Source organism: Alkanindiges illinoisensis (assembly GCF_004377485.1).
Classification (GTDB): Bacteria; Pseudomonadota; Gammaproteobacteria; order Pseudomonadales; family Moraxellaceae; genus Alkanindiges; species Alkanindiges illinoisensis_A.
Window position 1 is genome coordinate 19,851 of the sequence record NZ_SNTY01000005.1, and the last position, 26,479, is coordinate 46,329.

At 46.8% G+C, this 26,479-nt stretch carries 22 protein-coding genes; 15 read left to right on the forward strand and 7 right to left on the reverse strand.

The features are described from left to right. Positions 1–44: 44 nt before the first annotated feature. The 8 genes from E2B99_RS00540 to E2B99_RS00575 all read left to right on the forward strand — a co-directional run bounded on the left by E2B99_RS00540 (position 45) and on the right by E2B99_RS00575 (position 8,398). Positions 45–1,202 carry a D-alanyl-D-alanine carboxypeptidase family protein gene (locus E2B99_RS00540; protein WP_134243065.1) on the forward strand — a complete coding sequence of 386 codons (1,158 nt, stop codon included), beginning with the start codon at positions 45–47 and terminating at the stop codon, positions 1,200–1,202. A 125-nt stretch (positions 1,203–1,327) separates the two neighbouring features. Beyond that, positions 1,328–1,813, forward strand: a complete 486-nt coding sequence (locus tag E2B99_RS00545; RefSeq protein WP_134243066.1) for an NUDIX hydrolase — start codon at positions 1,328–1,330, stop codon at positions 1,811–1,813. Positions 1,814–1,914: 101 nt separating this feature from the next. Next, positions 1,915–3,105, forward strand: a complete 1,191-nt coding sequence (gene mnmA, locus E2B99_RS00550) for a tRNA 2-thiouridine(34) synthase MnmA (RefSeq protein WP_134243067.1) — start codon at positions 1,915–1,917, stop codon at positions 3,103–3,105. Beyond that, positions 3,098–3,883 (forward strand): DUF489 family protein, encoded by a 786-nt coding sequence (locus E2B99_RS00555; protein WP_166738949.1) that lies wholly within the window; start codon positions 3,098–3,100, stop codon positions 3,881–3,883. Before mnmA ends, E2B99_RS00555 begins: the two co-directional genes overlap by 8 nt. A gap of 197 nt (positions 3,884–4,080) precedes the next feature. Further along, positions 4,081–5,484 (forward strand): adenylosuccinate lyase, encoded by a 1,404-nt coding sequence (purB, locus tag E2B99_RS00560; protein WP_134243069.1) that lies wholly within the window; start codon positions 4,081–4,083, stop codon positions 5,482–5,484. A 269-nt stretch (positions 5,485–5,753) separates the two neighbouring features. Then, on the forward strand, positions 5,754–6,404 hold the full coding sequence (locus E2B99_RS00565) for a DUF2238 domain-containing protein (RefSeq protein ID WP_134243070.1): 651 nt from the start codon (positions 5,754–5,756) through the stop codon (positions 6,402–6,404). 14 nt (positions 6,405–6,418) lie between these two features. After that, complete coding sequence (locus E2B99_RS00570) at positions 6,419–7,591, forward strand: cupin domain-containing protein (RefSeq protein ID WP_134243071.1); 1,173 nt, start codon at positions 6,419–6,421, stop codon at positions 7,589–7,591. A 96-nt stretch (positions 7,592–7,687) separates the two neighbouring features. Next, the gene (locus E2B99_RS00575) at positions 7,688–8,398 is read left to right on the forward strand and encodes a hypothetical protein (protein ID WP_134243072.1); all 711 of its coding nucleotides are present in this window, start codon (positions 7,688–7,690) and stop codon (positions 8,396–8,398) included. A gap of 88 nt (positions 8,399–8,486) precedes the next feature. Here the strand turns inward: E2B99_RS00575 and E2B99_RS00580 are convergent, their stop codons facing one another. From E2B99_RS00580 to ppsR, 3 genes are all read right to left on the reverse strand, one after another. After that, positions 8,487–9,488, reverse strand: coding sequence for an alpha/beta hydrolase (locus tag E2B99_RS00580; protein ID WP_134243073.1), 1,002 nt, complete (start codon positions 9,486–9,488; stop codon positions 8,487–8,489). Between the two features lie 431 nt (positions 9,489–9,919). Next, positions 9,920–11,629 carry an FMN-binding glutamate synthase family protein gene (locus E2B99_RS00585; protein ID WP_205669614.1) on the reverse strand — a complete coding sequence of 570 codons (1,710 nt, stop codon included), beginning with the start codon at positions 11,627–11,629 and terminating at the stop codon, positions 9,920–9,922. Between the two features lie 172 nt (positions 11,630–11,801). Further along, a complete protein-coding gene (ppsR, locus tag E2B99_RS00590; protein ID WP_134243074.1) occupies positions 11,802–12,638 on the reverse strand; it encodes a posphoenolpyruvate synthetase regulatory kinase/phosphorylase PpsR in 837 nt (278 codons plus the stop codon). A 147-nt stretch (positions 12,639–12,785) separates the two neighbouring features. Here ppsR and ppsA point away from each other — a divergent pair, with 147 nt between their 5' ends. The 5 genes from ppsA (at position 12,786) to E2B99_RS00615 (ending at position 19,251) form a co-directional block, all read left to right on the forward strand. Further along, positions 12,786–15,167 carry a phosphoenolpyruvate synthase gene (ppsA, locus tag E2B99_RS00595; protein ID WP_134243075.1) on the forward strand — a complete coding sequence of 794 codons (2,382 nt, stop codon included), beginning with the start codon at positions 12,786–12,788 and terminating at the stop codon, positions 15,165–15,167. Positions 15,168–15,342: 175 nt separating this feature from the next. Further along, positions 15,343–16,140, forward strand: coding sequence for an RDD family protein (locus E2B99_RS00600; protein ID WP_134243076.1), 798 nt, complete (start codon positions 15,343–15,345; stop codon positions 16,138–16,140). A 252-nt stretch (positions 16,141–16,392) separates the two neighbouring features. Further along, on the forward strand, positions 16,393–16,989 hold the full coding sequence (locus E2B99_RS00605) for an ANTAR domain-containing response regulator (protein WP_166738955.1): 597 nt from the start codon (positions 16,393–16,395) through the stop codon (positions 16,987–16,989). Next, on the forward strand, positions 16,989–18,146 hold the full coding sequence (locus E2B99_RS00610) for a CmpA/NrtA family ABC transporter substrate-binding protein (RefSeq protein WP_134243078.1): 1,158 nt from the start codon (positions 16,989–16,991) through the stop codon (positions 18,144–18,146). The genes E2B99_RS00605 and E2B99_RS00610 overlap by 1 nt, the downstream gene beginning before the upstream one ends. A 91-nt stretch (positions 18,147–18,237) precedes the next feature. Beyond that, positions 18,238–19,251, forward strand: a complete 1,014-nt coding sequence (locus E2B99_RS00615) for an MBL fold metallo-hydrolase (RefSeq protein ID WP_134243079.1) — start codon at positions 18,238–18,240, stop codon at positions 19,249–19,251. Positions 19,252–19,280: 29 nt separating this feature from the next. Here E2B99_RS00615 and E2B99_RS00620 read toward each other — a convergent pair whose 3' ends face one another. The 4 genes from E2B99_RS00620 to E2B99_RS00635 all read right to left on the reverse strand — a co-directional run bounded on the left by E2B99_RS00620 (position 19,281) and on the right by E2B99_RS00635 (position 22,203). Further along, complete coding sequence (locus E2B99_RS00620) at positions 19,281–19,925, reverse strand: ATP-binding cassette domain-containing protein (RefSeq protein ID WP_134243080.1); 645 nt, start codon at positions 19,923–19,925, stop codon at positions 19,281–19,283. Continuing rightward, positions 19,912–20,646, reverse strand: coding sequence for a molybdate ABC transporter permease subunit (gene modB / locus E2B99_RS00625; RefSeq protein WP_134243081.1), 735 nt, complete (start codon positions 20,644–20,646; stop codon positions 19,912–19,914). The genes E2B99_RS00620 and modB overlap by 14 nt, the downstream gene beginning before the upstream one ends. 49 nt (positions 20,647–20,695) lie before the next feature. Then, positions 20,696–21,466 (reverse strand): molybdate ABC transporter substrate-binding protein, encoded by a 771-nt coding sequence (gene modA / locus E2B99_RS00630; RefSeq protein ID WP_134243082.1) that lies wholly within the window; start codon positions 21,464–21,466, stop codon positions 20,696–20,698. A gap of 386 nt (positions 21,467–21,852) precedes the next feature. Further along, positions 21,853–22,203, reverse strand: coding sequence for a winged helix-turn-helix domain-containing protein (locus E2B99_RS00635; protein ID WP_134243131.1), 351 nt, complete (start codon positions 22,201–22,203; stop codon positions 21,853–21,855). Positions 22,204–22,570: 367 nt separating this feature from the next. Here E2B99_RS00635 and E2B99_RS00640 point away from each other — a divergent pair, with 367 nt between their 5' ends. Beyond that, entirely contained in the window at positions 22,571–23,911 is a 1,341-nt protein-coding gene (locus E2B99_RS00640; protein ID WP_134243083.1) for an MFS transporter, read from the forward strand. Between the two features lie 28 nt (positions 23,912–23,939). Beyond that, entirely contained in the window at positions 23,940–26,477 is a 2,538-nt protein-coding gene (nirB, locus tag E2B99_RS00645; RefSeq protein WP_134243084.1) for a nitrite reductase large subunit NirB, read from the forward strand. The last annotated feature ends 2 nt before the right edge of the window (positions 26,478–26,479 follow it).

Sequence of the window (26,479 nt, forward strand, 5' to 3'; positions counted from 1 at the left end):
AATCTCCGGCTTATGTTTATTTTGCTAAAATGGAAATTCTAGCCATGTCTAGCCTACGCGCCTTAGCTGTTGCTGCTGTGTTTACTGGTTTTACAATTAATGCACATGCTGTGACAGCATTACCTCTTCCTCCTACCCTTGATAATAAAGCATACGTACTCGTAGACTATGACACAGGCCAGGTTTTGGCGGGTTCTAATGAAAATGCAGAGTTGCCTCCTGCATCCATGACCAAAATGCTGACCAGTTTTATTATTGAAAAGCGCCTGATGTCTGGTCAGCTCAAAGAAACTGACATGGTACGCATGAATGAATCCGCATGGTGTCGTGGCAGTAGTTCAGAATCCTGTATGTATGTACCGCTCAATGGTTCAGCCAGTGTCATTGACATGCTGCGCGGCATTATTATCCAGTCTGGTAATGATGCCTCCAAAGCGATGGCTGAGCATATTGCTGGCAATGAAGGCGCTTTTGCCGAGATGATGAATCAGGAAGCCAAGCAGCTGGGCATGAATCATAGTCATTTTATGAATGCAACTGGTATGCCTATGGATGGTCATTATTCATCGGCACTGGACATGGCTATTCTGGCACGTAACATTATTAAGGATAGTGCCAAATATTATCCAATTTACTCTGAAAAAGAATTTACCTACAACGGGATCAAGCAAGGCAATCGTAATGCTCTGCTATATACCGATCCTAGCGTGGATGGTTTAAAAACGGGTCACACGGATGCAGCAGGTTACTGTCTGGTTGCTTCCAGTAAGCGTGGTCCGATGCGCCTGATTGCCGTGGTCATGGGTACACCCAGCATGGATGAACGTGCTAGCCAGACCCGTGCCATTTTAAACTGGGGCTTTAGCAATTTTGAAAATACCACGCTGCGTCCAGCAGGTCAGTCGCTGGCCACTACACCGGTATGGTTTGGCCAAACAGACAAGGTATCTGTAGGTCTGGCAGAAAATATGGCGGTAACCCTGCCACGTGGTCAGGCTGCCAATATTAAAACCCAGCTGGTCATTAACCCTGATTTGAAAGCCCCGATCCAGAAAGGTCAGGTTATTGGTAAAGTGGTTGCCAATCTTGATGGTAAAATGCTGACTGAAAAACCATTGGTTGCTCTGGAAGCCGTAGAAGAGGCAAGCTTTTTCGCCCGCATGATTGACCATATCAAGATTTTCTTTAGCAAGTTTTTTTAATTGAGCGTTGATACATTGCTAATGAAAGCCGGATTAAATGTCCGGCTTTTATTTTTTACCTTCATTGCCCAAAACTGGCAACTTTCGTATCATACTCACTTTATTGTCTAAATGTGATTTCGCCTATGTCCTGGATGCCTCATGTGACGGTTGCCACCATTGTGCAGGATGAGCAATGTTTCCTGTTTGTGGAAGAACAAAGCCTGTCTGTCAGTCATCTGGTGATTAACCAGCCTGCCGGTCATGTGGAAGCCAATGAAACCCTCATTGAAGCAGCTATTCGTGAAACGCTGGAAGAAACAGGCTGGATTGTTGAAATTACAGGCCTGCTGGGCATTTATACCTATACACCGCCAGCCGATCCGGACTGTACCTATTACCGGTTTTGTTTTCTGGCCAAAGCCCTGTCACATGATGCCAGCCGTCCACTCGATACCGGCATTGAACGGGCCACCTGGATGACGCTCGAACAGCTTGAGCAAACAGCCCGCGCGCGTAGTCCGCTCGTCACTCGCTGTGTACAGGATGCGTTGCAGGGCAAGCACTATCCACTGGATATTATTTTTGAACAGCCTTTATTTAATGCTTCACCTGATCTGCTCAATGCTTGAGAAAAGACATTCTGCCATATGAGCATTTGGTTCAATGCAGGTTTTCAAGTAATAGACAATGCACGGCAACAGCCAGTCTTAAATTTTAAAAAGGTTTACTGATGAGTAACTATGTCATTGTAGGCATGTCAGGCGGTGTGGATTCATCGGTATCTGCGGCATTACTGCTGGAACAGGGCTATCAGGTTGAAGGCCTGTTCATGAAAAACTGGGAAGATGACGACGGCACCGAGTATTGTACGGCCATGCGTGATCTGGCTGATGCGCAAAGTGTCTGTGACCGTCTGGGTATTCCCTTGCGTACTGCCAATTTTTCCATGGAATACTGGGACCGTGTGTTTGAGCATTTTTTAAAGGAATACTCGGCAGGCCGTACACCCAACCCGGATATTTTATGCAATAAGGAAATCAAGTTCCGGGCTTTTCTGGATCATGCCTTAACACTAGGTGCTGATTTTATTGCAACAGGTCATTATGCACGCCGTGGTGCGGTACAGACCAATAGCCTCGGTGAGCAATATGCGCCGCTATTACGCGGACTGGACCAAAACAAGGATCAAAGCTATTTTTTACATGCCGTCCACGGCCGTGAAATTGCCAGAACCCTGTTTCCAGTGGGTGAACTTGAAAAGCCACAGGTTCGTCAAAAAGCCATTGAATTGGGCTTAAGCACCGCCAGTAAAAAAGACTCCACTGGCATTTGCTTTATTGGTGAACGTCGTTTTAAGGACTTTTTAAAGCAATACCTGCCTGCCCAGCCGGGTGAGATTATTACTGATGCCGGGGAAGTGGTTGGCCGTCATGATGGCCTGATGTATTACACACTGGGGCAACGCGGTGGTATTGGCATTGGTGGTTTGAAGAATCAGGCAGAAGGAGCATGGTTTGTGCTGGCCAAGGATATGCAGAATAACCAGCTGATTATTGGACAAGGGCATGAGCACCCCCTAATGCAAAGTAACATGCTTTGGAGTGAAAGCATTGACTGGGTTGCTGGTGTTGCCAATATTCCACCGCAAGCCCTGGCTTGTACGGCCAAAACGCGTTATCGCCAGCCCGATCAGCACTGCATGGTTTATCGGGACGATAGTCTACAACCTGGTGGTGTACGGGTTGAATTTAATGATCCCCAACGTGCAGTGACACCGGGACAATCTGTGGTTTTTTATCAGGATGACGTTTGTCTGGGTGGTGGAATTATTCACCATACCAATGCAGGTACATTAACTTCAGACCAGCTGCCGATTGCAGCAATCAGTAATATGACAGATGACAGGCTACTTCATGGCTAAGCAGCGTTTTACCACAGAGGTTCAACAGCATCTTGATGATGCCCTCACCAATTCAGGTATTACCGAACGGCAGAATCGTCTGCTGGCGCTGGTTGCCCTGTTTCAGGCTGCACAACTCACCTACTCACTGGCGACACAGGGTAAAAACACCCTGACAGGGCTGTCAAACCAGAGCTTTAATGCCCTGCTACAGGCTAGCCTCAAGATTCATGATAGACAGCCGGACAGCCTGTTTAGCCTTGATCTGTATGGCAACATGGAAAACCTGAATATTGGCCTGCGCAGTCTGGAAGGTGCTTTAATCCAGCCTTACCAGAATACCCGTTCACGTTTGCCTTTACCGCGCCAGTATGGTGAAACATTCCGCTATGCCATGGCGCTCATGCAGCTTGAAAAGAAGGTTTATAAAAAGCCTGCGTTTGCCCAGCGCATTACCGGTGAACAGGCCAACATTAAACAGCGCCTGAGTTTTTTTGACCATAATGTGCAGCATCCCGCAATTTTAGCCAGCCTTGCCAGTTTATATATTGATACTGCCGGCCAGTTGACGCCGCGCCTATCGGTGCGCGGTAAACCGGAATACCTTAAAAATCAGTCAACCATTGATGCCATCCGCGCTTGTCTGTTCTCAGGCTTGCAGGCCGCGCATTACTGGCGACAACTGGGTGGTAACCGTTTTCAGCTGGTATTTGGCCGTAAGGCCATGCTGGACGACCTGCGCCATTTGGCACGGATTCGCTATCAGGCCGCGCCCGGTTTTTATGAACCTGAAGCCTAAAACCATTACATGGTAATTTTTGGATCGACCTTTTAAATCAGGCTTGCCATCAGAATTTGCTGGGTTTTAATGGATGTTTTGACATAAAATCGCGGCAATTTTAAACCCTACTGTTTGACTGGTTTATCGGCCTCACTTTAATTGATTTATATTGATTCGCTTTTAATTTTTAGTTTGTCATTAGGAAGCAACCTCGCATGAACTCTTTAACCGCGCTTTCTCCACTTGATGGCCGTTATGCCAAAAAATGTGATGCCCTTCGCCCCTATCTTTCAGAATTTGGCCTGATTGCGGCGCGCGTTACCGTTGAGGTCCGCTGGCTACAATCGCTGGCTCGCCATGAAGGCATTGCTGAAGTCGCCCCATTTTCTGATGCCACCAATGCTGCCTTAGATGCCATTGTCAGCAACTTTAGTGAAGATGATGCCCTGCGCATCAAAACCATTGAAGCCACTACCAACCATGATGTCAAAGCAGTGGAATATTTCCTCAAGGAAAAAATTGCCGGCATTGATGAATTGGCCACGGTTGGCGAGTTTATTCACTTTGCCTGTACTTCAGAAGATATCAATAACCTGTCACACGCCCTGATGCTAAAAAATGGCCGTGAAGTACTGCTGGACAATATGCGCCAGCTTCGTGATGCCATTACAGCGCTGGCACTGAAACATGCTGACCAGCCCATGCTGTCCCGTACGCATGGCCAGACTGCCAGCCCAACCACTTTAGGCAAGGAAATGGCCAACGTGGCGTATCGTCTGGCACGCCAAATCAAACAATTTGAACAGGTCGAACTGCTGGGCAAAATCAATGGTGCAGTGGGTAACTACAATGCCCACCTGTCTGCCTATCCTGACATCGACTGGGCAGCGCATGCCGAAGGCTTTGTGACTTCGCTGGGTCTGGATTTTAACCCGTACACCACCCAGATTGAGCCACACGACTATATGGCTGAACTGTTTGATGCTCTCAAGCGTTTTAATACCATTCTGATTGACTTTAACCGCGATGTCTGGGGCTATATTTCTCTGGGTTATTTCAAGCAAAAGCTCAAGGAAGGCGAAGTGGGTTCTTCCACCATGCCGCACAAGGTTAATCCCATTGACTTTGAAAATTCTGAAGGCAACCTGGGGATTGCCAATGCCGTGCTGGCTCATCTGGGCGAAAAGCTGCCTGTATCGCGCTGGCAACGTGACTTGACCGACTCTACGGTACTGCGCAATATGGGTGTGGGTTTTGCACAAAGCCTGATTGCCTTTGAAGCCTGCCTAAAAGGCATTGGCAAGCTGGAACTCAACAGTGACCGTCTGCTGGCTGATCTGGATGCCGCGCAGGAAGTGCTGGCCGAGCCAATCCAGACCGTAATGCGCCGTTATAATGTAGAGCAGCCTTACGAAAAACTGAAAAAGCTCACCCGTGGTCAGGCCATGACTCGTGATGTGATGGTGAGTTTTGTACAAAGCGAGGAACTGGCTGCCGTGCCTGAAGCTGACCGTCAGCGTCTGGCTGAAATGACCCCTGCCAGTTATACCGGTAGTGCAGCCGAGCAAGCCAGAAATCTGCCACAGTTACTGGACAAGTTAACAGGTTCTGCACGTTAATTAGCCAGTGTTGCAGTTCATCAATGCAACTGCTTATAGCTGTAGAAGGTGTTGATATTAGGTGGTAGTTATTAAAAGGGTGAATTGGATTTGCCCTTTTAATTTGCTAGCTGTTTTAAATTTACACTAGGATATTAAGTTAGCAAGGTCATCCTTGCCTAAAACAAGCTTTAAGTCATTACCATGACGGTCGCTTTACCCTAAAACCTTATCGACTTTAAGCACACAGCCTATAAAAAATGGATTACACAACAAAGGAAATCATGTAAATGTCTTTTTTCAGCCCTTATCGACAATTTCCAAAAACCGGCCCGTGGCATTGGATGTTATTGGCGCTTGTGGTTTTGGCCAGTGTGGTTGCTTCAATTCATCCACTGGATTTTAATTCTTATCTATTACATCAAGTGGGCACTGTGCTGGGCCTGGCTGTATTAATGACATTGCAATTACAGCGTAAAGTCAGCATTTCAGGCTTTACCCTAGCCGTTTTATTTATACTGCTGCATATCTTAGGTGCACACTATTTATATTCTTACGTCCCTTATAATGACTGGATAAAAGCATGGTTTGACTTTGACCTGAACGGGCATTTTGGCTGGTCACGCAACATGTATGACCGCCTGATTCACTTTGGCTATGGCCTACTGTTATTTAAGCTATGCCGCGATGTATTTTCACTGTGGTTGCCACAGACCAGGTCTTTTAAAATTACCCTGATTGCCATTCAATTTATTATGGCATCCAGTATGGTGTATGAATTGATTGAATGGTGGATTGCCATTGGCATGTCGCCAGAAGCAGCTGAAAACTATAATGGTCAGCAGGGCGACATCTGGGATGCACAAAAAGATATGGCGCTTGCCACTATAGGTGCCCTGTTTGCCGCGTTTATTCACCGTTTTTATTTATTGTTTAAATAGGAAGATGCAGGAAAATGCAAAATCTACAGGTACTGGGAGGCATTAGTGCAGCCGAATTTTTTGCTGAATACTGGCAAAAAAAACCGTTGCTGGTCAAAAATGCACTGCCAGATGTCAAGGGCTTACTGGTACCAAATGATATTCTTGAACTGGCACAGGAAGAGGGTGTTACCGCCCGCTTGCTGACCCAGCAAGGCGCCAGTAACGAGCAATGGAAGGTCAAAAATTCTCCATTGAACGCCAAGGACTTTAAAAAACTCCCGCCGTTATGGACCTTGCTGGTGCAGGCACTGGATCACTTTTCACCGGAAGTTGCCCAGCTTTGGCAGCATTTTGATTTTATTCCACAGTGGCGTCGCGATGACATTATGGTGTCCTATGCGCCCAAAGGTGGTTCAGTAGGCCGTCATTATGACCAGTATGATGTGTTTCTGGTACAAGCTTACGGCAAACGCCGCTGGCAACTGGGCCAGTATTGCACGCCTGATTGCGAGCTAATCCCTAACCAGCCGCTGCGCCTGTTGCCCGATATGGACGTACATTTTGATGAAATCCTTGAACCTGGGGACTTGCTATATGTACCGCCCACCCTGTCACATTATGGCGTGGCCGAAGACAACTGCCTGACCCTGTCATTTGGTTTCCGGATGCCGGATAGCACCCAATTGCTGGATCAGTTTACTGATCATCTGCTCAGTAAGCCCGATACCCAGATTCCGGTTGCTGACCTGGCTGCGCGTTCTATTCAGTCTGCGGGCGAAGTCAGCCCAACTGACCTGGCCATGTTAAAGCAGCAGGTTATTCAGTTACTGCAACATACCAGTTATTTTGACGAAGCAGCGCTGAGCTTGCTCACAGAAACCAAATACCCTGACAGCCTGCCGGAGAATGAATCTCTCAGCCCTGAAGAACTCAAGGAATTACTTGAGGAAGGCGCAATCATTCAGCGTGAACCTGCCACACGGCTACTGTATCGCCATACTGAACAGGCGCAACTGGAATTCTGGGCTCAAGGTGAAAAACTGGATGTTCCTGCTGCGCTTACACCCATCTTAAAACGGCTGGCAGATGGTGAACCTCTTAACTTGCAATCCCTGGATCTGCAATCTGTGGAAGCTGATCAGCTCTTGGCCATGTTTTGCGATTTATACGAAGATGCCATTGTGCTGGTTTATATTCCCGAATAAGGTTTTAGTACAATTGTGAGCAATAAATCTGGCACTTTATTGCTACAGTTTAAGGATCAAACCTATAGCGTTGGAATAGCCAGCAGGAGAATTGCAATGCATGACGCCAGTTCTACGCCGCCTGAGCAAAGCATTGGTACCAATGACCCGGCTGGTGAGTTGAATGATGGTATAGACTATGTTCCTGTTCGGGTGCAGGCTGATGCAAACGCCGCGCGTGTGGTAAAGGTTGAGAACCCGGAAACGCTTAAGCAAAGTAAGCACTCTGCTAATTCATCCACTCAAAAGGCTGATGAAGATTCTACTGGCGAAGAACAATTACCAGATCAACGGGTGGCTATTGCAGGTAAGGATGTTCTTCAGCAAGCAATAGTCAAACTGCTTGGTCTGGCCCGGCGGGAAGTCTTGATTGTGCTGCCATCCATGCACGAATTATTTGATGATGCGCGAATTGGCCAGGGTTTGCTGGATTTCATCAAGCCTTCTCCCAGGCGTGAGGTATTAATGCTGCTTAATAGCCTTGCTGACCAGCAGGCTACTACCCATCAATTGATTAAACTGGCTCAGCGCATTTCCAGCCGGATACAGCTTAAACAGGCCAGCAGCCTGCTGGAACCGCCAGTGATGGAATCAGATTATCTGGTGGTAATAGACAGGAGTCACATTTTGCGTATTGATGATATTGATAAATATTCTGGCTGGTTTGATGTCAACTTTGCCAGTCGTGCGCAAAAATACGCTGGTAGCCTTTTACAGCAATGGCCCAAGGCTAGGGAAATTACTGAATTTCGCCAGTTTAGTCTTTAGTTTTTGTTCGATCTGTACTGGTTAAAAATATAAAAAGATAGCACAGTCAATGTAATATCTTTTTATATGAAAAATAATTAGTAAAGTTTTAAAAGTTACGATTATCGTTGGCATTAAATGCTTTATGTAAATTACTCACTGCAAATTCTACAGCCTCCTTAGCCTTTCCTACTGCGCCGCCTAGACCAAAGAACTCATGGGTTACCCCAGCATAACGCCGGGTGCTCACCTGCACACCTGCATCTGCCAGACGCTGGGCATAGGCTTCCCCTTCATCCCGTAATGGATCAAGCTCAGCAGTAATTACAATAGCGGGTGGCAAGCCGGTGAGATCAGGGGCACGCAGCGGTGAGGCATAAACATGCTCCCCTTCACTCATGGTATTGAGATAGTGTTCCCAGAACCATTTCATCATGGCAGCATTGAGCGGTTTGGCTTCGGCTTGCTCGGTATAGGATGGGGAATTCATCTGGCTATCTGTCACAGGATAAACCAGTAATTGTGCCACCGGCAGCAGGCCACCTTCATCCTTGGCACGCAAGCAGGCTACCGTGGCCAGATTACCACCGGCACTTTCGCCAGCCACCGCTACCCGCAGCGGATCGCCATTTAAGGCTGACGCATTTTCCAGCACCCATTGCAGTGCTGCATAAGCATCATCCGTTGCTGCCGGGAACTTATATTCGGGTGCTTGTCGATAGGCAACCGATACCACAATGCTATCTGCTGTATTGCATAAGCAACGACAGGTTGGCTCATAGACATCCAGATTTGCAATAACCCAGCCACCGCCATGAAAATAGACAATTACTGGAAATGGTCCATCACCCTCTGGGGTAAATACGCGAGCCAGTAGTTCGCCGCTGTCTGCTGGAATTAAAATATGGTCAATGCGTCCTACAGGCTCTGGCAAGCTCGGCATCAACAGATTCTTGGAACGAATCAAGGCACTGTCTGCCGACATTTCCTCTACCGCATTTTTTAAGGTCGGGTTATTTCGCGCATTTTCTGGAGATAATTTTTCAATGGGTGGTGCATTAAATTGAGCAAATTGATCAAGTACAGTCTGCATTTGTGAATCAGTGGTCATGTGTTGTAGATCCAGTTTTTATAAGAGTATTGATCCTAAAAGTTTTTTTTCTTGATCCTGTATAAGAACCTTAAGGGATGTGACAAAGTACCCAAGTGCTTTGCCACTTATTCCTCAATCTATTCACGCTTAAATCATTTATTTATAATTACTTTTTAAAGATAAATTATTTTAATTTAATATTGGGTTTTGTTGAGGCTGCTATAAACAATTACTTAACTTTGCTTAAAATTACATCAGCTTGCTTAAATAATATGTGATTGCATATTGCTTTATAGATTAGGTCTCTTGCATAAGTCTGGTTTCGACAAGCTCAACCAACGCTGCCTTAGCCTGTCGAAGGCAAGTTGGTACAACTTATGAAAGAAGTCTATTAAAAAGTCAGCGCAAACCTGATAAGAGACTATGCAATTTTGCGCGATGATGCAATTCTATGTAAAGCATTCGGTTAAGCACTCGAAAGATTCAGCTTGCGCTTTTTTCCACATATCATGGTAAAAATTGCTGTCTATAGTGTCTTTAAGCAAATCACCCGGTTTCAAGAAAAAGTGGATTTGCTCATAGTTTTTGATTTCAGTGGCTGAATAACGACGTACCAGATGATGCGCTTTAATATCGCATGGATGATGCAAACCTGCGGCCGCAATCATTTCTGCCAGTGCGTGCAAAGTATTTCGATGGTAACGATACACACGTTCGCCTTTATCGGTTACTACCAGCGCCTTTTGCCGTGATTCACTTTGGGTTGCAACGCCAGTTGGACACTTATTGGTATTGCAGCTTAGAGACTGAATACAACCCAGTGCAAACATAAAACCGCGTCCGGCATTAACCCAGTCCGCACCCAGTGCAAAAACCCGTGCAATATCAAAAGCACTGACAATTTTTCCTGCTGCACCAAGCTTGATTTTGTCACGCAGATTTACCCCAACCAGCGTGTTATGCACAAATAACAAGCCTTCCCGTAAAGGCGCACCGACATGATTGGTAAATTCCAGTGGCGCTGCACCTGTACCACCTTCTGCACCATCGACCACAATAAAATCAGGCACAATACCGGTTTGCAGCATGGCTTTGACAATGCCCATAAACTCCCAGGGTTGACCAATACAAAGCTTAAAGCCGACGGGCTTGCCGCCGCTTAATTCACGCAAACGCTGAATAAACGCCATTAATTCCAGCGGATTGGAAAAAGTAGAGTGGCCTGCGGGCGAAATACAATCCTCTGTCATGGGAATACCGCGCACAGCAGCAATTTGCGGGGTGATTTTTTCTTTGGGCAAAATGCCACCGTGTCCCGGTTTTGCCCCCTGGCTGATCTTGATTTCAATCATTTTTACCGATGGTAAGGCAGCCTGTTTGGCAAATTTTTCCGGGTCAAACTGGCCGAAACCATCACGGCAGCCAAAATAAGCACTACCCAGCTCCCACACCAGATCACCACCGAATTCGAGGTGATAGGGGCTAATGCTACCCTCGCCGGTATCATGCGAAAAATTGCCTTTTTTGGCGCCCTTATTTAAAGCACGAATCGCATTAGCACTTAAGCTGCCAAAACTCATGGCCGAGATATTAAAAATTGAACAGGAATAAGGCTGCTTGCATTGTTCATTGCCAATTGTAATCCGGAAACTGTCAGGATCAGCCTGCTTGACTGGAGTAATGGACTGGCTAATAAACTCATAGTTAGTGGCATACACATCCAGCAAAGTACCAAATGGTTTTTCCGAACTTAAATTCTTGGAACGCTGATAAATCAGGCTGCGCTGTGCTCGGGAAAAGGGTAGATAATCTTCCTCGCCTTCAAACAAATACTGTCTAAGCTCAGGACGCAGCATCTCAAACAGATAGCGAAAATGGCCAATTACCGGATAGGTACGCAGCAAGGTGTGCTTTTTCTGGATTACATCATATAAACCCAGTGCGCTTAACAGTACAGTGATTAGCGTTAGGCTATGCTGAATGCTGGATGAAAAAAACAGGCTTATAATATTTTCACTATAAGGCCAGGATGCAAAGCTAATCAGGGTATACAGAATGGCAATAATCCAGACCAGATAGCGCATCAAAAAAGAACCAATAATGATGCTGCTGATTTGTGCCAGCACACTTCTTCCCAGTCTGCTTCCGGGCTTGCTCATCAATAACCTCAAATTCTTGCAAATGACTATATTGCCTTTGAAAGAAACTATGGGTTAGTTGCAGGCCGTTTTTAAATTATTGAATTGTAAGAGTAAGCAATAAAACGTTATTGGCTTGCCTGTTTATTATGCGTATACAGAACAAACAGGCAGATCTTATGCAGGAAATAACTTAGCTGATACGGCGTTTTAGGCCAGTGGTTTGCAGAATGCGGGTTGAGATTTCCTCAATCGACATTTCAGACACATTCAGGTAAGGAATGCCTTCAGAAATATAAATACCCTGAATGGCACGCAGTTCCATCTGGCATTGCTGAAAGCTGGCATAGCGACTATTGGCCTTGCGCTCACTGCGAATGGCGACCAGACGCTCAGGTTCAATCATTAGGCCAAACAGTTTTTTCTTGTGTTCCTTAAGCACCTTGGGCAAGCGGTTATCATCAAGGTCTTCCTCGGTAATCGGGTAATTGGCCACCCGGATACCAAATTGCAACGCAAGATAAATCGAGGTTGGTGTCTTGCCAGAGCGTGATACGCCAATCAAAATCAGGTCTGCCATATCGTAATGACGGGTTTTGGCGCCATCATCATTGTCCAGCGCATAATGGACAGCATCAATCCGCGATTTATAGTTTTCAGAATCCACGCTGCTATGGGCATTGCCCACTTGAGGTGAAGCTTTCACATTCAATTCGGTTTCAATCTTGCTGATCAGGCCTTCAAAAACGTCTAGATTGATGGCATTGGCAGTATTAATCACATCACGCACCAGTGGGTCGACCAAAGTATCAAAGACTAAAGGTGGAGCACCATCGCGAATTGCACACTTGTTAATTTCCTGTACCACATCCATGGCCCGTTCTTCACTATCGACATAGGGAATAATATGTATTTCAAAATCAACGGTAGGAAATTGTGCCAACAGGGAATGACCGAGGGTTTCGGCAGTAATCGCTGTACCATCTGAAACAAAAAATACACTGCGATGCACTGCTGTTTTATCGACCATTTTAACCTCTTTAATATTTGTCTAAAGTAAACATTATCTTTATAGTAACCTGATATTTAGTAGCTGTCGCCTGTCACTATCCTGTAGGCGATGCATTCTTGTATCATTGCTGCGATCCAGTAATGTTTTTTAAATGGAGTGTCAATTTTGGAAGCGCGCGTAATTGGTTTAGAAAAGCTGGGCAAACATGACGTAGAGCAAGTGGGCGGCAAGAATGCCTCACTTGGCGAAATGATCAGTCATTTGTCCAATGCGGGTGTCAGTGTGCCGGGTGGCTTTGCAACAACAGCACAGGCCTACCGTGACTTCCTCGAACAAAGCGGCTTAAATGCAAAAATCCAGGCCGAACTTGATTCCTTAAATGTTGACGATGTTCAGGCGCTCACCGAAACTGGTGCAAAAATCCGTCAGTGGGTGATTGACACTCCCCTTATCCCTGAACTTGAACAAGAAATTCGTGAAGCCTTTGCAGCACTCGCTGGTGACAATCCAGACATTGCGGTAGCGGTGCGCTCCTCTGCAACCGCTGAAGACTTGCCGGATGCGTCATTTGCCGGCCAGCAGGAAACCTTCCTGAATATCCGTGGCATTGACAATGTGCTGGTTGCAGTGAAAGAAGTGTTTGCTTCACTGTTTAATGACCGTGCAATTGCCTATCGTGTGCATCAGGGCTATGCGCATTCCAACGTGGCACTGTCTGCCGGTATCCAGCGCATGGTTCGTAGTGAAACTGGTGCAGCAGGCGTGATGTTTACGCTGGATACCGAATCCGGCTTCCGTGATGTGGTATTTATTACCGCCTCTTATGGTTTGGGCGAAATGGTAGTACAAGGCGCCGTAAACCCGGATGAATTTTATCTTTCCAAGCCATTACTAGAAAATGGCAAACTGGCAGTGGTACGCCGTAATCTGGGCAGCAAGCACCAGAAAATGATTTATGGCGAAACTGGCGTTACCGGTAAATCTACTGTGATTGTCGATGTTGAAAAACAGGAACGTCATCAGTTTGCCTTGAATGACCATGAGCTGACTGAGCTGGCCAAGCAAGCACTGATTATTGAAAAACACTATGGCGCACCGATGGATATCGAATGGGCCAAAGATGGCGATGACGGCAAGCTGTACATTGTTCAGGCACGACCTGAAACCGTCAAAAGCCGTCAAAACGTTGGCACCATGGAACGCTACCTGCTCAAGCAAAAAGGCAATGTGCTGTGTGAGGGCCGCTCGATTGGCCAGCGCATTGGCTCTGGTAAAGTGCGTATCGTTACCTCCATTAAGGAAATGGACAAGGTACAACCAGGTGACGTGCTGGTATCTGACATGACTGACCCTGACTGGGAGCCAGTGATGAAGCGTGCTTCCGCGATTGTCACCAACCGTGGTGGACGTACCTGTCACGCCGCGATTATTGCCCGTGAACTGGGTGTGCCAGCCATTGTAGGTTGTGGTAATGCCACTGAAGTGCTTACCGAAGATCAGGCCGTGACCGTTTCCTGTGCCGAAGGCGATACTGGCTTTATTTATGAAGGTGCACTGGATTTTGAAATTCAGCGTAACTCGATTGAATCCATGCCACCGCTACCATTCAAGATCATGATGAACGTGGGTAATCCAGATCGCGCGTTTGACTTTGCCCAGATTCCCAATCAAGGTATTGGTTTGGCGCGCCTTGAGTTCATTATCAACCGCATGATTGGCGTACATCCCAAGGCCCTGTTGAACATTGAAAGCCTGCCGCGTGAAACCCGTGCTGCGGTGATGGCACGCACCTGTGGCTATGCCTCACCCATTGATTTTTATGTTGAAAAACTGGTGGAAGGTATTTCCACACTGGCTGCTGCCTTTGCCGACAAGCCAGTAATTGTGCGTATGTCCGACTTTAAGTCTAATGAATATGCCAACCTGATTGGCGGCAAGCTGTACGAACCGGAAGAAGAAAACCCGATGCTGGGTTTCCGTGGTGCCAGCCGCTATGTCTCGGATAATTTCCGTGACTGCTTTGAGCTGGAATGCCGTGCGCTGAAAAAAGTACGTGATGAAATGGGCCTGACCAACGTCAAGATCATGATTCCGTTTGTGCGTACTGTAGGTGAAGCTGCTCGTGTGATTGAACTCTTGGCTGCCAATGGCCTGCGCCGTGGTGAAAATGGCCTGGAAATCATCATGATGTGCGAATTGCCAACCAATGCGCTATTGGCTGATAAATTCCTTGAGCATTTTGATGGCTTTTCGATTGGTTCTAACGACTTAACTCAGTTAACCCTTGGTCTGGATCGTGATTCCGGCATTGTATCGCACCTGTTTGATGAGCGTGATGAAGCGGTAAAAACTTTACTGTCCATGGCAATTCAAGCTTGTAATAAAGCAGGCAAATATATTGGCATTTGCGGTCAAGGCCCATCTGACCATCCTGATCTGGCGCTATGGCTGATGGAGCAGGGCATTGATTCGGTATCCTTAAATCCGGATTCCGTGCTGGAAACCTGGTTTTTCCTTGCCGAAGATCAGGCCAATAAAGGCGCTTAATAGCATTTGCTAATGAGGGGTTGCAACCTTGCTGCTCCGCTTACTCAGGCTTAATCTTATCTAGAGCTTAATCTGGCCTGAGTAAGTTCAAAATTCTTTTCTTAATGACCCATGCCGATGGGTCTTTTTCATTAAAATAACGCAAAGTCACTTTTTAGCTTTAAGGTTTAACACAATGCAAATTTATCTGGCACGTAACAATGAACAGGCTGGCCCGTATAGTCTGGAACAGGTCAACCAGATGCTCGCAAGTGGACAAGTGGTGCTCACTGATCTGGCCTGGCATGAAGGCATGAGCGAATGGAAACCCTTAGGTGATCTCACTAATGGTCAATTGGTTTATCAGCCACACTTCTCGCCATTTCAAAATCAGACAGTTCAAAGTCGATCAGAAGCTACAACGACGTCATCAAGCCAGCAAAATAAAAGTGCATGGGCTAACCATAACCAGCCAGCACGCAGCACAGTGGCATTTCAACTGGCTTCTGTGAATAAGCGGGTATTGGCCAAGATTATTGATATTTTATTATTGTGGCTACCCAGCTCTTTTATTTTTAGCCAGTTTGTTAGCCCTGAATTTATGCGCAAGTATCAGGCAATTGCCGGACAGTCTGTAATGCCTACGCCTACCCAACAGGAGCAAATGCTGAACCTGCTGGGAACTTTACCATCTACGGCATACTGGGCTGTGGGCATTTATGCCTTACTGTATTTTGCTGGCCAAGCTTTTCTGCTCTACAAAAGTGGACAATCGGTGGGCAAAAAAGCCCTGAAAATTAAAATTATTGATGAGCAGAATGGCCAGATTCCGCAACTAACCCGCAGCTTTTTGATTCGCTCTATTGTGTTTATCATCATTAACTACTTTGCCTTCTTTTTTATCATTATTGATTTTGCTTTTATCTTCTCTGAGCGCCGTCGCACCCTGCATGACCGTCTGGCAAAAACATTGGTAGTAGACGCTAATAATTAATCTAAAAACATCATCAATTGCTTTAACGGCATAGTTATTGCTTCTTAAAATCTTATCAATAGGGATAGATTCTGCTGCTTTTTAAAGTGTGCAGAATAGTCCCTTTTTTGCCAGTCTGGATAAACCTGAATCTTATTACAGGCAATGCCGCCTTAAAATAAATGATGAATTTGAGCCTGTTTGATTCACCAATGTTGCTGAATCGTGCACTTTTAAGCGCTAGTTACCACTTTGGTGCAGCCAGTTGGAGAAATCATGTCGTTACGCATCATCCTGATTGATGACGATATTAGTCGTGCTACCTTTTTAACCGAAACGCTGGCTGCTGCCGATTACACGGTGGTTGCCCAGCTTTCCGCACAGGACAATCTTGTTGAGGTGGTTGAGCGACTGGATGCTGATATTGTGCTGGTTGATATGGATAACCCGGCGCGTGACATGCTGGAAAACTGCGCCCACATGACTGCACGGGCACCACATCCCATTGTGCTGTTTACCAAACAATCTGACCCGCAAACCATTCGTGATGCCGTTCGTGCAGGCGTTACTGCCTATATCGTGGATGGCATTGATGCCCAGCGTCTTAAGCCGATTCTGGATGTGGCGATTGCCCAGTTCAAGGAACACCAGAAACTGCTGGCTGATCTGGATGATACCCGCACACGTCTGGCAGATCGCCGTGATATCGACCGGGCAAAAGCTATTTTGATGCGTTTAAAGCAACTGGACGAAAATGCAGCCTATGCCCTACTGCGCAAAAATGCCATGGCCAAGCGCATCACGCTGGGTGAGGCCGCACGCACTGTACTGGCGGCAGCCGAGCTGCTCGATCATCAGGGAGAACACTAATGCAAACAAGCATGCAAGCACTGGAAAAAACCCAGGTTACTATTGGCTTTATGCCATTGCTGGATTCTGCACCGATTATCTGGGCATGGCATCGTGGTTTTTTTAAGCAATTTGGCCTTGAGGTCAGTTTGGCCAAGGAAGTGTCGTGGGCCAGTTTGCGCGATCGGTTGGCCTATGGTGCACTGGATGCTGCCCAATGTCTGGCACCCATGATTCTGGCAGCTAATCTGGGTGCTGATCAGGTTGGCGTGCCTTTTGTTAGTGCGCTGACCCTGTCTGAAAACTGGGCTGCAATTAGTATTTCATCACAGCTTGCCCAGCAACTGGATATAGACTTTCAACACCACACTCCGCGTGAAATTGCACAGGCATTGCAGCAACTGGTTCAGCAGGGCCAGACGCTTAAACTGGCACATGTGTTCCAGTTTTCATTGCATCACTATCTATTGCGTGAATGGTTATCGCTCGCTGATCTGGATGAAAAATCCATAGAGTTTTGCACCGTACCGCCTGCACAAATGGTTAATCATCTGCAAACTGGTCGTATTGATGGCTTTTGTGTGGGTGAACCATGGAACACGGCAGCCGTATCATCTGGTATTGGACAGGTGGTGACCAATGCACAAGCCATCTGGCCACATGGTGCAGACAAGGTACTGGGCGTCACGCAAGCATGGGCACAGCGCTATCCCAATACCCATCGTGCGTTGGTTGCGGCGATATTAAAGGCACAGCATGAGCTTGCTACCCAGACGTATTATGCCGAACTTATTCAAATACTTGAGCAGCTCAATGTGCTGGAACTTCCAGAAAGCTGGCTTAATGCAGCACTGGATGGCTTTAGTGCCGGAAATCCGGCGCGCTTCCTGACCGGTTTGAATGCACGGCCCAAGCCTTCAGATTATGCCTGGGTGAGCCTGCAAATTATTCGCTGGCAACAGTGGCAGCAACCCATTGATCTGGCTACTTTGTCGCAACAATCCTGTGACATGGGATGCTTTGATGAAGCTTATGCGCTTTTGAGCCAGCAGGAAAAAATGCCTGAACAGTTAAGCCTGTCCAGCCTGCCAAAACATACCATTGATATCCGGCAGGCAGTTAGTTACCTCATCAGCAAAGGCTGGACTTCTCAGGCTGCTGAAAAAATATTGTTGTGATAATCTTGACCTGATAACAAAGAAAGTATTGTCTATTGTTAACTTCACTTGTTTAATTTCCCAACATTTAATCTATAAACAGAGTAAATCAATGAAATTATTAAAAACATCACTTGCCTTAACGCTGGTTGGGTTAAGTAGCTGGGGACAAGCGGTAACCCCATTAAATCCACAACAAACCAATAATCCGCCCTTGGCCACCAAACAAGTGGCTGGTTTTTATCATCTTCCATTGGGTCGTTTTCAGGTGACTGCCCTTTATGATGGTTATGTGAACTTGCCAACCACTATTTTTAAGGGTGAAAAACCTGCCACACTGGAAAATTTATTAACCTCCGGCTATGTTGATTACAAGAACGGTATTCAGACCTCAGTGAACGCATATCTGGTCAATACAGGTTCGCATCTGGTACTGATTGATAGTGGAGCTGCCAAGTGTTTTGGTAATACTTTGGGGTCTATTGAAGAAAATATTCAAGCTGCCGGTTATCGTCCAGACCAGATTGATACTGTCTTACTAACGCATTTACACCCTGATCATGCGTGTGGCATTAGTCCTGTTGAAGGGCAAAAAGCATTTAAAAATGCGACTGTCTATGTCAATAAACTGGAAGCTGACTTCTGGTTAAATCCGGCAAACCTGCAAAAATATCCTGCAGCAAAACAGGCGATGTTTAAGGATGCCTTTGCAACTACTGCTCGCCTGCTCAAGCCGTACCAGGACAGCCAGCAATATAAAACCTATCAGGCTGGCGATACAATTATTGATGGGATTAAAGTTATTCCTACCTATGGGCATACCGTAGGACATACCAGCTATCTGGTCGAGTCTGGTCAGCAGCAATTAGTGGTACTTGGCGATGTGGTACATAATCACAGTTTGCAGTTCCAGCGCCCTGATATCAATCTGGATTTTGACTTTGATGCCAAACAGGCCATTCAAATTCGCCAGCAACAATTTGGTGAAGCGGCTAAATCAGGTCGTCTGGTTGCTGGTGCACACCTGCCATTTCCGGGTATTGGCCACATTCGTCAGCTTGGCAAAAACCGCTTTGAATGGCTGCCAGTTGACTACAATCCGGTGCTAAAACCTGCCCAGCCTTAACATTACAAAGCAGCCATACAAATACACGCTCAAGGTAAATGAATCAGTTTGCCTTGGGCCATGTGCAGAATATCTGCCTGTAGGTATTCCAGTTCCTGTGGTTGATGGGTCACATAAATCATAGGAATCTGGATTTCATCACGGATACGGGCAAAAAATGGTAAAATTTGCTGTTTAAGCCGTGTATCCAGTGCGGATAAAGGCTCATCCAGCAGCAGTAATCTGGGTGAATACAATAAGGCACGCCCTAACGCCACCCGTTGTGCCTCTCCACCCGATAGCTGGGTAATCCGTCGTTCAATCAGGGCATCAATGTCCAGCAGCGCTACAATTTGCGCTAGCTCAAAGCGCCGCTGCGCAGGTTTTAAATACCGATAGCCATACAGCAGGTTTTGTCGTACGTTTAAATGCGGAAACAACTGCCCATCCTGAAAAACCAGCCCTACATGGCGCTGATAACTGGGAGTATACTGCCGGGTCTGGCTATCAAAAAAAACTTGCTCATTAAACTCAATACGGCCTTGCTGGGGCTTTAGCAAACCAGCCAATACCTTAAGCAAGGTACTTTTTCCTGAACCTGAAGTACCCAGAATTCCAGTCACCTGCGCCTGCGTTTGCAGTGCAATATTGAGCTCAAATTGCCCGCGCCGATAGCTAAGATCACAACTGAGCACGGGACAGATATCCTATTTTTTGCTGATAGCGCTGGGTAATCCAGTAATTGGCCAATAAGGCAGCAAACGCCAGCAGCATGGATAACACCACAAGCCGCGCGGCGGCTGCCTCTCCGCCCGGTTGCTGAATAAATGAATAGATTGCCAGCGGAATAGTGCGAGTTTCACCGGGGATATTGCCGACAAACGTCATGGTTGCACCAAATTCGCCCAAACTGCGGCTAAAGCACAAAATGCTCCCAATTAAAATACCCGAACTGGCAAGTGGCAGGCTAATGGTTAAAAATACCTGCCACGGTTTTGCCCCCAGCGTTGCCGCAGCTTGCTCCAGCCGGTGATCCACCATTTGAAACGCCAGCTTGATGGGCTGCACCATAAGTGGAAACGCCATAATAATTGACGCCAGTACTGCCCCTTTCCAGTTAAAGGCCAGCTGAATATCAAACCATTGCTGCAAATAGCGGCCAATAAATCCCTGTGTGCCAAAAGCCACCAGCAATAAATAACCGAGCACCACTGGTGGTAGCACCATTGGGAGTTGCAGGGCCGCTTCGACAATAAACTTGCCGCGAAATTGATGTCGTGCCAGCGTCCATGCCAGCAGCATGGCCAATGGCAAACTAACCAGCGTGGCAAACAGTGCAATTTTGGCAGACAGATATAGCGCACTAAGTTCTTCGGGACTAAGTAAGCTAGAGTTTGCTAAATCAAGACTTAGCATAGATATGCCATAAATTTTGCAAAAGACATTGGATGATCAGGATAGTTTATCACTTGAGTGAAAAGCCGTAGTGCTGGAATGTTGCCCGTGCTGAGGGGCTGCTTTTCAGGTAATTCAGGAATTTTTGTGCCTCACGGTTGGGTTGCCCCTGAATGGTTAACGCCACAGGATAAACAATCGGCTGATGGGAGCTTGAAGGTAAAACACCTACCACACTCACCTTATTGCTAATTTTGGCATCGGTTGCATACACAATGCCTGCAGCACATTCGCCGCGTTCTACAAATGCCAGTGCACCGCGTACATCATCGGTTTCCACAATGCGTCCTTTTAACTGATTCAACCAGTTTAACTTAATCAGACTTTGCTTGGCATAAATTCCGGCAGGCACAGATTCCAGTTGTCCGGTGCATAACTGACCCTTAAATGCCTGATCAAACTTGAAACCAGGTTGTGCTTTGAATGCAAAACTGCGCCCTTTTGGTGCAATCACCACAAGCTGGTTGCTCAATAAGCTCATCGGTTGATTGGCAGCAATCCTGTTTTTATCAACCAGATAACTCATCCATTTTTCATCGGCAGAAAAGAAAAGATCGGCGGGTGCACCTGCTTCTACCTGTTTGGCCAGCATGGAAGACGCACCAAACACTGGCGTCACTGTAGTTTTGGGATTGGCTTTTTCAAATTGTTTTGCAATATCGCCAATGGCATTGGTCAGGCTGGCTGCTGCATAAATCTTGATATCCTCAGCTTGAGCTAGACCGAAAAAACTACTAGCCAGAACAAGACTGATTACAACTAATGGATTGAACTTATTCATAATTCTCTCGTGAATTAAGCTAATGCTAAAGGCTATATTTTGAGGTGATTACAACTTGAACAATAGGTTCAGACACCGTTGGTTCAATCGGTTGGTGCCCTTCGACAGGCTCAGGAAACGTGTCGAACCATCCTTCGGCACGCTCAGGAACCGTCCTTCGGCAAGCTCAGGAACCGTCCTTCGGCAAGCTCAAGCATCATGGTTGGTGAGCCTGTCGAACCATGTCGAAACCAGACTTTTAAAAGAAATCTGATTATCCAGAATCCTGAATTTTTACCAGCAAGAATGCTTTAACAGTTAGTTTTCGTCATATCTGCAAGAATATAACGCTTTTTAAAATAGACATATTATTTTGATTTCACAACTATTATTTTATTAAAAAACTATTAAGGCTTTAATAAGGCCTTCCATTGTTGCTGGTAACTTGTACTTTGCTCTAATAGTTCCTGTTCCATTTTGCGAAATAAGGCCAGCACCTGTAAGCCATTCTGGGTGAGCACTGCCCCACCGCCCTGATTGCCGCCCGTCTGTGTTTCCACCAATGGCGCTGCAAAACAGCCATTCATGGTATCCACCAGTTGCCATGCGCGCCGGTAGCTCATTCCCATTTGTTTGGCAGCCTGCGAAATTGATCCTGTTTGGGCAATGGCTTCCAGTAGATCAGCCTTGCCGGGGCCAAAGGCAATCTTGTCATGATGCAGCAGGCGCAAGCGTACGGCAATCTCAGCAAGGTGCATTGGATTTGTAGGGATTGCGTTTGCAGAATTCGTAGAATTAGTCGCCATACTTGGTTTTTAACTCCTGAGCTTATTTCCAATGCGAATGCCTCGCACCAGTTAGATGCACCATTGTAGTGATTTATTGTAGTGCATCTGTTTAATAATACCTGAACAAAACTAGCGTTTAAAATTCTCCTGATTAATAATTAATAAATTTATCAATTAAATCAAATAATTATTATTTTGGCACAGCTATTGCTTAGCTAATAGCAACATGATCAGCGTTGAGCATGTTAAAGAATTTTTTGCGGTCAACGACGCCCGCACTTCTGTTTGGCTATTTTCAATTTGTATTGAAAGACCATTAAGGTTTTCAGGAGTTGCTATGTCGTCCAAAGCCACATCAATCGACTTGTTTAGTTTCAAAACTCCAGCCATGCGTGCATTTCATTTAAGCTGGCTGGCTTTCTTTGTGTGCTTTTTTGCATGGTTTGCCTGTGCACCGCTCATGCCGGTGATCAAGGGTGAATTTGGCCTGACCAAAGACCAGATTGCCAATATTAATATTGCTGCTGTTGCGATCACTATTATTGTACGCATTATTGTTGGTCCACTTTGTGACCGTTTTGGCCCACGCAAAACCTACACTGCCTTGTTGCTATTGGGCTGTATTCCAGTATTTGGGGTTGCCGCATCACAAAGCTATGAATCCTTTTTGTTCTTTCGCTTACTGATTGGTGCCATTGGTGCCAGCTTTGTGATTACCCAATATCACACTTCGGTAATGTTCGCACCCAATGTCGTGGGAACTGCCAACGCTGCTTCTGCTGGCTGGGGTAACGCGGGCGGCGGTGCAACACAGGCGCTCATGCCACTGATTCTGGCAGCGATTGTGATGTTTGGTGTTGAGCAGGCTTTGGGCTGGCGCATTGCCCTGCTGGTTCCTGGCGTACTGATGATTATTGTAGGCATCATGTACTGGGAACTTGCTCAGGATTGTCCTGAAGGAAATTTCAAGGAATTGCGTGCCCAAGGTGTGGAAGTTGGTAGTGGCAAGAAAAGTGGCATGGCGGTGCTATTAACTGCCGCCAAGAACTACCGCGTGTGGATGCTGTTTATCACTTATGGCGCCTGCTTTGGGGTAGAGATCTTCATTCATACCATTGCCGCCAGCTACTACGTTGACCAGTTTAACTTTAGCTTAAAAGAAGCCGGTATGGCCGCAGGGATTTTTGGTTTACTGGCACTGTTTGCCCGTGCCCTGGGCGGTTATGTGTCTGATAAGGTAGCCATTAAAAAAGGCTTGGATGGTCGTACTTTCATCCTGTTTATTCTAATCCTGCTGGAAGGGTTTGCCCTGCTGCTGTTTTCAAACATGCAAACACCGCTGCTTGCGATTCTGGCAATGACGTTCTTTGGCCTGTTTACCCATATGTCCTGTGGAGCAACCTATGCATTGGTGCCCTTTATTGACCGCAATTCACTGGGCGGTGTCGCTGGCATCATTGGTGCAGGTGGCAATGTGGGCGCGGTGGCAGCAGGCTTTTTGCTCAAAGGTATGCTGGACATGCAATCTACCCTGCACCTGATTGGCATTCTGGTGATGGTTGCTTCGGTATGTGCCATTGCCGTGCGCTTTAGTGTGGCTCACAAACAAAAAGAACAAGCGCTGTTTGACGAGGCCATTCGGGCAAACAGTGATTTTAACAAACAGCAAGTTGCTTAATCTGAACCATACATAGAGGAAAAATGACATGAAAATCGTTGTAATTGGTCATGGTATGGTTGGTCATAAACTGATTGAAAGCCTGGTTGACCAGGCTGATGTCGAACTTACCGTCATTGCCGAAGAGCCACGCCCTGCTTACGACCGGGTTCACCTAACCGAGTATTTTTCTGGTAAAAGTGCCGATGACTTATTGCTGGCACGGCATGACTTTGCGGATGCCTACGGCATTGCCCTGCACCTGAACACCAAGGCCACCAGCATTGATACTGCCAATAAGACCGTGACTACAGCAGATGGTCGCCAGATTGACTACGACAAATTGGTACTGGCGACTGGTTCCTATCCGTTTGTTCCGCCATTACCGGGCAAGGATCGCGACAACTGTTTTGTATACCGTACTATTGAAGACATGGATGCCATGCGCAATGCCAGCCTGACAGCCAAAACCGGTGTAGTGATTGGTGGTGGTTTGCTGGGTCTTGAAGCGGCTAAAGCCTTAAAAGACCTCGGTTTGCAAACCCATGTGGTGGAATTTGCACCACGCCTGATGGCCGTACAAATTGATGATGGCGGCGGCAAAGTCCTACGCAAGAAAATTGAAGCGCTGGGCGTGGGTGTACACACCCAGAAAGCCACGACCGAAATTGTGGATGGCGAGAATGCCTTCCACAAAATGAACTTTGCTGATGGCTCATTTCTTGAAACTGACATGATCGTGTTTTCTGCCGGGATTCGCCCACGTGATGAGCTGGCGCGTCAGGCTGGCCTTGCACTGGGCGAACGCGGTGGCATTGTCATTAATGATTACTGCCAGACTTCTGACCACGACATTTATGCCATTGGTGAATGTGCACTTTGGCAAAACAAGATTTTTGGACTGGTGGCTCCTGGCTACGACATGGCACGGGTGGCGGCTGACCATATTCTGGATCAACCCAGCAAGACCTTTGCCGGCGCTGACATGAGCACCAAACTGAAACTGATGGGTGTAGATGTTGCTTCTATCGGTGATGCACATGGCATGACACCAGATAGTCTGTCCTATCAGTTCTGTGATGAAACCAGACAAGTTTATAAAAAACTGGTGGTGAACAAGGACAAGACCCGACTACTGGGTGCGGTGCTGGTGGGTGATGCCGCTGAATATGGCGACCTGTTGCAAATGATGCTTAACGGCATGGATTTGCCTGAACAACCTGAAGCACTGATTTTACCTGCAACCGGCAATGCGCCCAAAGCGGCAGGCGGTGCCGGTGTTGACTTGCTGCCCGATTCAGCAGTGATGTGTTCCTGCAACAACGTAACCAAGGCTGATTTATGTAGTGCCATTGGTGCCGGTAATACTACGCTGGCCAGTTTGAAAAAATGCACCAAAGCAGCCAGCTCGTGTGGTGGCTGTGCGCCTTTGGTCACTCAAGTTTTAAAATCCGAGCTAAAACGTCAGGGCGTAACTGTTAATAATCACCTGTGCGAACACTTCCCCTACTCACGTCAGGAAATTTACCATCTGGTGCGGGTGGGCAAAATTCAGAGCTTTGAAGAATTGCTGCACAAGCATGGTACTGGTTTAGGCTGTGACATTTGCAAGCCAACAGCAGCCAATATTCTGGCCTCCTGCTGGAATGACTTTATCCTCAAGCCACAACATGCCGGCCTGCAAGACAGTAACGACTACTTTATGGGCAACATCCAAAAAGATGGCAGCTACTCCATTGTACCGCGTATTGCCGGTGGCGAAATTACTCCCGAAGGTCTGATTACCATTGGCCAGATTGCCAAAGATTACGGCCTGTACACCAAAATTACTGGTGGGCAACGTATTGACCTGTTTGGCGCCCAAGTGCATCAACTGCCTGAAATCTGGGAAAAGCTGATTGATGCCGGCTTTGAATCCGGTCATGCCTATGGCAAGTCACTGCGTACCGTGAAGTCCTGTGTAGGTAGTACCTGGTGCCGCTATGGTGTGGGTGATTCAGTCAAACTGGCGATTGATCTGGAAAACCGCTACAAGGGCCTGCGTTCTCCACACAAGCTGAAAATGGCAGTGTCCGGTTGCACCCGCGAATGTGCCGAAGCGCAAGGCAAGGATGTAGGCGTGATTGCCACTGAAAATGGCTGGAACCTGTATGTCTGCGGCAATGGGGGGATGAAACCACGTCATGCCGAACTGCTGGCTGGCGACTTAAGCACTGAAGATTTGATCAAATATATTGACCGTTTCTTTATGTTCTATATCCGCACTGCGGATCGCCTACAACGCACCAGCGTATGGCGTGACAATCTGGAAGGCGGCTTGGATTACTTAAAGGATGTGATTATTCACGACTCACTGGGTTTAGGCGCTGAGCTTGAAGCAGAGATGGCCATCATTATTGCCACTTATGAAGATGAATGGAAAAACGCCGTTACCAACCCTGAAGTTCGCCAGCGGTTCCGTACCTTTGTGAACAGTGCAAAATCGGATGAGCATATCGAATTTGTCGCTGAGCGTGGCCAGATTCGCCCAATCAATAATGAAGAGCGTGCTGCACGCAAGCGCATTAATACTGTTGAGCTGGTTTAAGG